The sequence below is a fragment of the Pseudomonas lundensis genome, from assembly GCF_001042985.1.
Classification (GTDB): Bacteria; Pseudomonadota; Gammaproteobacteria; order Pseudomonadales; family Pseudomonadaceae; genus Aquipseudomonas; species Aquipseudomonas lundensis.
The window spans coordinates 208,647-216,436 of record NZ_JYKY01000005.1; the positions used below are offsets into that span (position 1 = coordinate 208,647).

Annotated in this window: 10 protein-coding genes; 4 read left to right on the forward strand and 6 right to left on the reverse strand. The window is 58.9% G+C overall.

The features are described from left to right. The first annotated feature begins 25 nt into the window (after positions 1-25). Positions 26-952: a LysR family transcriptional regulator gene (locus TU74_RS06460; RefSeq protein ID WP_047279844.1), complete on the forward strand. Its 927-nt coding sequence runs from the start codon at positions 26-28 to the stop codon at positions 950-952. On the opposite strand, the gene ribD is transcribed toward TU74_RS06460, so the two are convergent. The 6 genes from ribD to TU74_RS06490 all read right to left on the reverse strand — a co-directional run bounded on the left by ribD (position 931) and on the right by TU74_RS06490 (position 6,194). Beyond that, positions 931-1,410, reverse strand: a complete 480-nt coding sequence (gene ribD, locus TU74_RS06465) for a bifunctional diaminohydroxyphosphoribosylaminopyrimidine deaminase/5-amino-6-(5-phosphoribosylamino)uracil reductase RibD (protein WP_241485546.1) — start codon at positions 1,408-1,410, stop codon at positions 931-933. The two genes, TU74_RS06460 and ribD, sit on opposite strands and share 22 nt — an antisense overlap. Then, complete coding sequence (locus TU74_RS06470; RefSeq protein WP_048375639.1) at positions 1,407-3,107, reverse strand: WD40 repeat domain-containing protein; 1,701 nt, start codon at positions 3,105-3,107, stop codon at positions 1,407-1,409. Before TU74_RS06470 ends, ribD begins: the two co-directional genes overlap by 4 nt. 129 nt (positions 3,108-3,236) lie before the next feature. Beyond that, positions 3,237-3,836, reverse strand: a complete 600-nt coding sequence (locus TU74_RS06475) for a GTP cyclohydrolase II (protein ID WP_047273470.1) — start codon at positions 3,834-3,836, stop codon at positions 3,237-3,239. A gap of 39 nt (positions 3,837-3,875) precedes the next feature. Next, positions 3,876-4,826: a formylglycine-generating enzyme family protein gene (locus TU74_RS06480; RefSeq protein ID WP_048375661.1), complete on the reverse strand. Its 951-nt coding sequence runs from the start codon at positions 4,824-4,826 to the stop codon at positions 3,876-3,878. A gap of 92 nt (positions 4,827-4,918) precedes the next feature. After that, positions 4,919-5,656 carry a class I SAM-dependent methyltransferase gene (locus tag TU74_RS06485; protein WP_048375641.1) on the reverse strand — a complete coding sequence of 246 codons (738 nt, stop codon included), beginning with the start codon at positions 5,654-5,656 and terminating at the stop codon, positions 4,919-4,921. 91 nt (positions 5,657-5,747) lie between these two features. After that, on the reverse strand, positions 5,748-6,194 hold the full coding sequence (locus TU74_RS06490; protein ID WP_047292410.1) for a DMT family transporter: 447 nt from the start codon (positions 6,192-6,194) through the stop codon (positions 5,748-5,750). Positions 6,195-6,394: 200 nt separating this feature from the next. Between TU74_RS06490 and moaC the strand changes: the two genes are divergently transcribed. Genes moaC through moaE form a run of 3 tightly spaced genes read left to right on the forward strand, consistent with a single transcriptional unit; the run spans position 6,395 to position 7,562 of the window. Beyond that, entirely contained in the window at positions 6,395-6,868 is a 474-nt protein-coding gene (moaC, locus tag TU74_RS06495) for a cyclic pyranopterin monophosphate synthase MoaC (RefSeq protein WP_047292412.1), read from the forward strand. Next, complete coding sequence (locus TU74_RS06500; protein WP_048375642.1) at positions 6,865-7,110, forward strand: MoaD/ThiS family protein; 246 nt, start codon at positions 6,865-6,867, stop codon at positions 7,108-7,110. The genes moaC and TU74_RS06500 overlap by 4 nt, the downstream gene beginning before the upstream one ends. 2 nt (positions 7,111-7,112) lie before the next feature. Beyond that, the gene (gene moaE / locus TU74_RS06505; protein ID WP_047273475.1) at positions 7,113-7,562 is read left to right on the forward strand and encodes a molybdopterin synthase catalytic subunit MoaE; all 450 of its coding nucleotides are present in this window, start codon (positions 7,113-7,115) and stop codon (positions 7,560-7,562) included. Positions 7,563-7,790: the final 228 nt, after the last annotated feature.

Below are 7,790 nucleotides of genomic sequence, written 5' to 3' on the forward strand. Positions count from 1 at the left end.
TAATCCCGGATTTGTGAATGACAGGATGGTCATGGTTTTACTGCGCAATATTGATTTGAACCTGTTAGTGGTGCTCGACGCGCTGCTGACCGAAAAGCACGTCACCCGCACCGGGGCCCGGCTGCATTTGAGCCAGCCGGCCATCAGTCACTCTCTGAGCAAACTGCGGGTGTTGCTCGACGACCCGATCCTGATCCGTCAGGGCAGCGAAGTGGTGCTCAGTGCCCTGGCGCAAAACCTGCAGGCGCCGCTCAAGGAAATCCTCAGCCAGATTGAAATCCTGCTCGGTAAGTCGATTGACTTTGTGCCCGCCAATTCTCACCGCACCTTCCGCCTGGCGATGTCTGATTACGGCGCGGCGATCGTGTTGCCCAAGCTGTTGCGGCAACTGCGCGCCGAGGCGCCGAACACCACGCTGGTCGTGACCCAGGACAGCCGCCACGGCATGCTCGAACAGATTGCCCAAGGCAAGATCGACCTGGCGTTGGGGGTGTTTCCCAACCTCAGCGCGGACATCTCCAGCGAGGTGCTGTTTGAAGAAACCTTCTCCTGTCTGCTGGATCGCAGCACCTTGCCGGCCAACGGCCAACTGGATTTGGACAATTACTTGTTGCGCCCGCACATTTCGGTGTCGGTGGACGGTTGTTCGAACGGTGAAATCGACCGCCTGCTGCGTGACGAAGGCTTGCAGCGCCGCATCGCAGTCAGTGTCCCGCACTGGCGGACCGCCCCGAGCATGATCAGCAACACCGACCTGATACTCACCGTGGCCACCCGCACGCTGGATAACGCGTTGCTCGATGAAGAACTGGTCAGCCTCAGCCCGCCGTTGCCGATTCCGCCGTTCCCGTTTGTGCAGCTCTGGCACAACCGTTTCGGCGAAGACCCGGCGCATAGGTGGCTGCGCGAGCAAGTGCGGCAGGTGGTCGGTCATGCAGCCCCCGCGACCTGAGCCGGGCGCTGGTGCTGAATGCTCGACAGAAAACCGCGATTCAACTCACTCGCCGCTTCGCGCATCAGCCCCACCTTGACCTCGATCCCCGCGGCCCTCAGTGCGGCAATCCCTTGACCATTGACCTGTTTGAACGGGTCCTCAAGGGCTACGATCACTCGGCTGACACCGCTTTCGATCAAGGCCTGATGACAGGCCCCCGTGCGGCCGATGTGGCTGCACGGTTCCAGCGTCACGTAGGCGGTGGCGCCCTTGGCCAGGGCGCCTGCCTGACGCAAGGCGAACACCTCGGCATGCGGCCCGCCCGCCCGCCGGTGCCAACCCTCGCCCACGACGCAATTGCCGTGAGCGATCACACAGCCCACCCGAGGGTTGGGCCAGGTGGAGTGGCTGCCACGCTCAGCCAACGACAGCGCGTGTTGCATGTGCTGAAAGTCGACTTCGGTGAAATAGGTCATGACAGCAGTGGCCTGCCTGCACGCGCCGTGATCGGGTAAATGCGACCGTCGTAGGCGCTGGCCAGAAAACCGTTGCCGTTGGCCGCCTGGGTCAGGCAGGAGATGCCGCTGGCGGTCGGCTTCTCGAACTTCTCCCAAAGGCCGGTGCGCACATCGAACAGGGCCACAGTGCCGCCATAGCTGCCGGTAGCGATCAGGTTTTGGTCCTTGGACACCGCGATGCACTTGATGGAATGGTTGTGCGGGGTTTCGAAGACTTCACTTTCACCATTGCGCCACAGGCGCAGTTTGAGGTCGCGGCCGATGCTGGCGAATCCGCCCTCAATTTGCGTGCAGCCGTTGGAGATGCGGTCGTGCGCCTTGTCCAGATAGGTGTGTTCGGTGAAGTCGTCAATGGTGAAGAACGCCGCTGCTGCGGTGGCACACACGCTGAAGATGAAGGTTTCGTCAGCGGCAATGCCTTTGATGGCGTTGTCGTGCATGGCCACTTCCGTGAGGAAGACGGGCTGCTGATGGTCCAGTTTGAATATCAGCGCTTCACCGGTGTACGTGCCGATGGCCGCGTGCAGCTGACCGTCTTTGATGAACGTGGTGCCGCAGTTCAGGGGCGAGCGGTGCTGGTAGAGGGCCTGTCCGGTGCGGGCGTCGAACACCGTGCCCATCTGGCCGCCGGTGAGTACGCTGTCGCCGAACGGCAGCAGGAAGTTGCACAGGCTGCCGGCCTGGGTGTTGGCCACGCCGTTGACGTGCAGGATGCCCGCATCCCCGATGCTGAAAATGTCATCGTTGACCAAGGCCACGGCGTTGAGGCTGATGGCCGGTTCGATGCCGTCCAGGTCCCAGATCTGGGTGCGGAAGTTCCAGGTGGCATAGCATGAGCCGAAGGTCACGAACGCAATACGGTCTGTGCCGAGCAGGGCGCAGCTGCGTGGCCAGATGATGCTGGGCAGTGAGGTTTCGGCGGTTTTTTCCAGACGGTTCTGGCTGTTCAGGTGCCAGAGCATCACGGAGCGGTCATAGCTGAGGCTGATCAACAGACGCTGGGCGTCGTCCCAGATGATGCGCTTGATACCCGCGGTGTGAGCCGGTTGCAGGAACGTGCCCTGGGCGCTGATCAGCGAGATTTTGCCTTCGTCGTCACCGGCGAAAATGATGCCGTCGCGCGACAGGGCCACGGTGTCGGTTTCAACCCCGCCCAGGTCAATGATTTCCAGTTGTGCGCCGGTCATGGCGTCCCAGCGGCGGATCGAACCGTCGTCGCTGCTTGAAACCAGCGTGGCGCCGTCAGCGGCCCAGCACACTGAAATAACATCGGCGGTGTGGCCTTGGAGGATGCGCAGGGTGCGGCCATTGAGGTCGAACAGACGCAGCGTATGGTCGCGTGAGCAGGTGGCGATGGTTTGTCCGTCAGGCGAGAACGCAGCCATTTCGATGTCGTCATCGTGGCCGATCAGCACTGCTTTCATGCGCAGGCTCGGGACTTCCCAGACGCGCGCGGTGTAGTCACTGCTGGCGCTGACCAGCAGGGTGCCGGTGGGGTTGAACGCGCACTGGTTGGCCAGGTGGTCATGCACCACGCGCTGAATCGGGGTTTTGGTGGTGGCATCCCACAAAATGACCTGATTGTCATAACCGGCAGTGGCGACATAGAAATCTTTAAACGTGGCAATACCGCTGATCGGGCCGAAGTGCTTCATGTGTATTCATCCTGAATAGGTAAAAGTGCGTCATGCCGTGCCGTTAAAAACCGATTGTTTGCAAGGGCTGCCACAGACGATAAATAACGGGGCCCCTGCAAAGAACCGGCGGGTATTTAACGGACGGACTTATTTGAACAAGTTGATGTGGTGATTCTTTTTATTGATCTTGGCTTGTAAATAAGGCCGGTTGTGCCGGGTCAAAAACACCCCGGTCGGGATCACGTCGTCCACCTGCACGCCGTTGTTTTGCAGGGCGATTACTTTGTCCGGGTTATTGGTAATGACCCGGCAATGTTGCACCCCCAGTGCTTTCAACATATGGGCGGCTTCCGTGAAGTCGCGATCATCTTCACCAAAGTTCAAATGTTGATTGGCTTCAAAGGTATCCATGCCCGTGTCTTGCAGGCGATAGGCGTCCAACTTGGCATATAAGCCAATCCCGCGGCCTTCCTGGCGCAGGTAAATCAAATAACCGCCTTCTTCGTGCATGCGCTCGATGGACTCGGACAATTGCGGGCCGCAATCACAGCGTTGGGAACTGAAGACATCTCCGGTCAGGCATTCAGAGTGCAAACGCACCAAAGGACTATTGATCGACGCCGGACCCAGTTTGATAACGATATGTTCCTTGTCGGCTTCCAGCCCCGTAAAGCTGTAAAACGTACCGGGGATACCCGATTCATTCAGGTGGATATCAACCTGGTTTCTAACGCGCAGCGGGTTCATAGAATTCCTTTCCTATTAACGGATTTTTATTAGTTTGGGTTACAGCGTTTCAGCGAGCCTGAAGCCCATGACATAAATTTCGCGCGGGTATTTGCCATGCCGACGGCAGTTGCGGGCCAGGTCGCGAAACCGTGTAAAGCTGCCGCCCCGTGCGATGCGGTGGTTGCCTACCACGGTGACCAGGTCATCGCTGATGGCGTGTCCGCCGGGGTAGGGGGCATAGTCGTCGGCCACGTATTCTTCAACGTTGCCCGCCATGTCCATGCAGCCGAAGGGCGAGGCGCCCAGGGGGAACATGCCCACCGGGGTGGTGTTGAAAATGCCCATTTCGGCGGTATTGGCGTGTTCCGGCAAAAAGCGCTCACCCCACGGAAACTCAAGGTTCTCCGGCCCCGCGCCTGCGTATTCCCATTGCGCTTCAGTCGGCAGGCGAAAGGCGCGCCCCGAGCGCAGGCTCAACCAGGCCACGTAAGCATCGGCGTCTTCTGCGGTGAGGCCGTAGACCGGATGGTTCGAACGTTCCACCGGGAATTGCCCAAATGCCCAGTTGGTCGGAATACGCGGTTCCAGCGAATCTTCAAGAAAAGCTTTGTATTCCAGGTTAGTGACCGGGTATTTGCCGATGGCATAGGGTTGAAGCTGCACCGTGTGGCGCGGTACTTCCTTTTCGATCCAGCTTCGGTCTAACCCCAGCCCTTGCATCCTGTCCATGACGCTGTCGACCTTGGCTTGATCCAGCCCGATTTCTATCTGGCCGCCTTCGATGCGGATCATCGGCGGGTTAAGCACATCCAGACGCGGGTCCAGGGTCTCGGCCAGGTAGCGGCCTGCCGCCAGGCGGATCGGCAGCGCGGCGTGCGGGTCTTCCACGCGCCGCGTCAGCAGGCTGACTGGCGCTTGAGTCAATTGCTGCCACTCAGCCAGCGGCAAGGCCAGGTTGAGCCCCGGCTGGAAGTGCTCTTCGAGCCCCATTAATTGGCGGTCAGTCATTTGCGCGGTCAGCGGGCCGTCAAATACCGGCCAGTGGGGAAACGCCTTGGATGTGTTTGACACGTCGAACTCCACTACAGATGCAAAAGGTGTCAGAGGGTGCAGACCAGGCCGGTTTGCAAACAGTTGCGCTCAAAGTCACCCCAATAGCCTTCCGGGAATTTCTGGCGATTGGTTTTGGAGATCAACGGGCGTTGCCAGTGATAGTCGCTGAACCCCGCCTTGCGGATGGCCCGTTCGTAGTCTTCGTGGCTCCAGCGGTAAAAAGTGAATTCGCTGGGTGGCGTGGTGACAAATTCTGAAGAGCAGCGGAATCCGCCTTCGTGAGGGTTTTCGCTTTTGACGTGTACGCCGTACTTGGTGAAGTTGCCGTCTTCAAGGCGGAAACTGGGGTCGACGGTGTAGGCAATCAGCTTGCCGCCGGGCTGCAGGTTTTGCGCAACGGCGTAGAACATCGCTTCCAATTCGGCGGGCGACTGGGCGTAGTTGAACAGCCAGGCAGCGGTCACGCGTTCAAATTGGCCCATCACCGGCATCTCGCAGACGTTGGCCACGTGAAACTCAATGGCCTCGTTGTTACGGGCCGACTCCTTGCGCGCCAGCTCGATCATCGACGGCGAGATATCAACCCCCACCACCCGCGACGCGCCCTGACGGTACAGCTCACGGCCGAAATACCCATAACCGCAGGCCAGGTCCAAAACGGACTTGCCTTTCACATCACCCACCATATGAAAGAACGTTTCGGTTTCAACGGAACGTTGCGATGCGGTGTCGGTGAAGACTTCAAAGCGATCGCCAATGGCGTCATAAGCGGTAAAAGAACTCATTGCTCACCTATTAAGTGTGATTGCTGTTATTAAATGCCGACCCCTGATAAAGGCCGGTGGGTGAAGTTGTTGCCTTTAAACGCATCGCGGATTAACTGCGTACCGCAATTAAAAAACCGGCCAGTACCACACTGACGCCAATGATTTTTTGCAGATTGAGGGGTTGTTTGGGTAAGCCCACTAACCCGAAGTAATCAATCATTATCGAGATGGTCAGTTGGCCGATAATCACGGCCATGATGAAGTTGAGTGCACCCAGTCGCGGCACCAATATCAGGGCGGCGGTGATATACAACACACCGGCAATGCCGCCACACCAGATCCACCAAGGACCTGCTTGCAGGGCGGCAATATTGGGACGAGGTACTTTAAAAATCAGCATGACCACCATCACGGCAATACAACTGACCACCAACGACACGGCAGTGGCCCATAAGGGATGACCTAATAACACGCCCAGTTTGGCGTTAGTGCCTGCTTGCAAGGGCACTGCAAAACCCGCCAGTAAACTCAAGACAATGGATACAAATAAACTCATGGTGCGTGCCGTCCTTTTTTTTAATCTTGTACGGCGAATATAAAAACAGGGCCAATTCTTTGTTCTAATGCGCGATATTCGCGAGGTGGATCGCCTGGCTACAGGCCTTGAGCCATAAGGCATAGAGGCTGCTGGGCGATCGAGGGTGCGCAGGCAGCAGAGGCGGGTTTACAATCGCCGCACTTGAAGGGAGTAACCCAGTGCTGACTCATTTGGATTCACAAGGTCGTGCCCACATGGTGGATGTCACCGACAAAGCCGTGACCTTTCGCGAGGCGGCGGCCCAGGCCGTGGTGCGCATGCGCCCCGAAACGCTGGACATGATCGTCAGTGGCGGCCACCCCAAGGGCGACGTTTTCGCCGTGGCGCGTATTGCTGGCATTCAAGCGGCCAAGAAAACCTCTGACCTGATTCCCCTGTGCCACCCGTTGATGCTGACCGGGGTCAAGGTCGAACTCAGCGCGCAGGGCTCCGATGCCGTGTTGATCGTGGCGCGCTGCAAGCTTTGCGGGCAGACCGGCGTCGAGATGGAAGCCTTGACCGCCGCCAGCGTTGCGGCACTGACCGTGTATGACATGTGCAAGGCCGTCGACCGCGGCATGACCATCGAAAGCGTGCGCGTGCTGGAGAAGCGTGGCGGCAAGAGCGGGCATTTCAAGGCCGATGCGTCATGAAGCTCAACGTCATGTATTTCGCCCGTTACCGTGAAGCCTTGGGGCGGGACAGCGAGCAGGTCGAAGGCGTTTTTTCGTCCATTGCAGAGCTGCGCTCGCACCTGTTGCAACGTGGCAACGCGTGGGACGTACTGGCTGAGTCCAACCTGATGTGTGCGCGTAACCAAGACCTGTGCAAACTCGCTGAACCCTTGGCAGACGGCGACGACGTTGCGTTCTTTCCGCCGGTTACGGGAGGCTGAACATGGCTATTCGCGTCCAGACAGAGGCGTTCGACCCTGGCGTTGAGGTCAACGCCCTGCATGCCGCCAACGCAGGCGTGGGCGCCGTGGTCAGCTTTGTTGGCTATGTGCGCGACTTCAACGACGGTCGCGACGTGGCAGGCATGTTTCTGGAGCATTACCCCGGCATGACTGAAAAAGCGCTGGGCAAGATCGTCATCGAGGCCGAGCAGCGTTGGCCGTTGCTCAAACTTGAAGTGCTGCACCGCGTGGGCGCCTTGCAACCGGGAGAGCCCATCGTCTTTGTGGGCGTCGCCAGCGCCCATCGGCAAGCGGCGTTCGACGCGTGTGCCTTTGTGATGGACTACCTGAAAACCCGGGCGCCGTTCTGGAAAAAAGAACACACTCCCGACGGCCCGCGCTGGGTGGAGGGACGCGCCAGCGATCACGCAGCGGCTGATCGCTGGACGTAGCGTAAGGGGGGGGGCGGTCATTCACCGGCCGATCCCGTTTCTTTTAAAACATTCCGAATCGTCTGACACGTGATTCCTAAGCTAATCCTGTAGCGTCCCGTCCTCAGTTTCTGAGGAACCAAGGATGTCCACCGTTAGCCGCCAAACCCGCTTCCAGCTGACCCTCATGGGCAGCGACCAGCCCTTTTCGGTGCTGGCATTCAAAGGCGAAGAGGCCATCAGCGAGCC

Bases quoted from the DNA above. Each gene is read 5' to 3' on its own strand.
- TU74_RS06460 (WP_047279844.1), top strand. From the start codon at position 26: ATGGTCATGGTTTTACTGCGCAATATTGATTTGAACCTGTTAGTGGTG.
- ribD (WP_241485546.1), bottom strand. From the start codon at position 1,410: ATGACCTATTTCACCGAAGTCGACTTTCAGCACATGCAACACGCGCTG.
- TU74_RS06470 (WP_048375639.1), bottom strand. From the start codon at position 3,107: ATGAAGCACTTCGGCCCGATCAGCGGTATTGCCACGTTTAAAGATTTC.
- TU74_RS06475 (WP_047273470.1), bottom strand. From the start codon at position 3,836: ATGAACCCGCTGCGCGTTAGAAACCAGGTTGATATCCACCTGAATGAA.
- TU74_RS06480 (WP_048375661.1), bottom strand. From the start codon at position 4,826: ATGACTGACCGCCAATTAATGGGGCTCGAAGAGCACTTCCAGCCGGGG.
- TU74_RS06485 (WP_048375641.1), bottom strand. From the start codon at position 5,656: ATGAGTTCTTTTACCGCTTATGACGCCATTGGCGATCGCTTTGAAGTC.
- TU74_RS06490 (WP_047292410.1), bottom strand. From the start codon at position 6,194: ATGAGTTTATTTGTATCCATTGTCTTGAGTTTACTGGCGGGTTTTGCA.
- TU74_RS06500 (WP_048375642.1), top strand. From the start codon at position 6,865: ATGAAGCTCAACGTCATGTATTTCGCCCGTTACCGTGAAGCCTTGGGG.
- moaE (WP_047273475.1), top strand. From the start codon at position 7,113: ATGGCTATTCGCGTCCAGACAGAGGCGTTCGACCCTGGCGTTGAGGTC.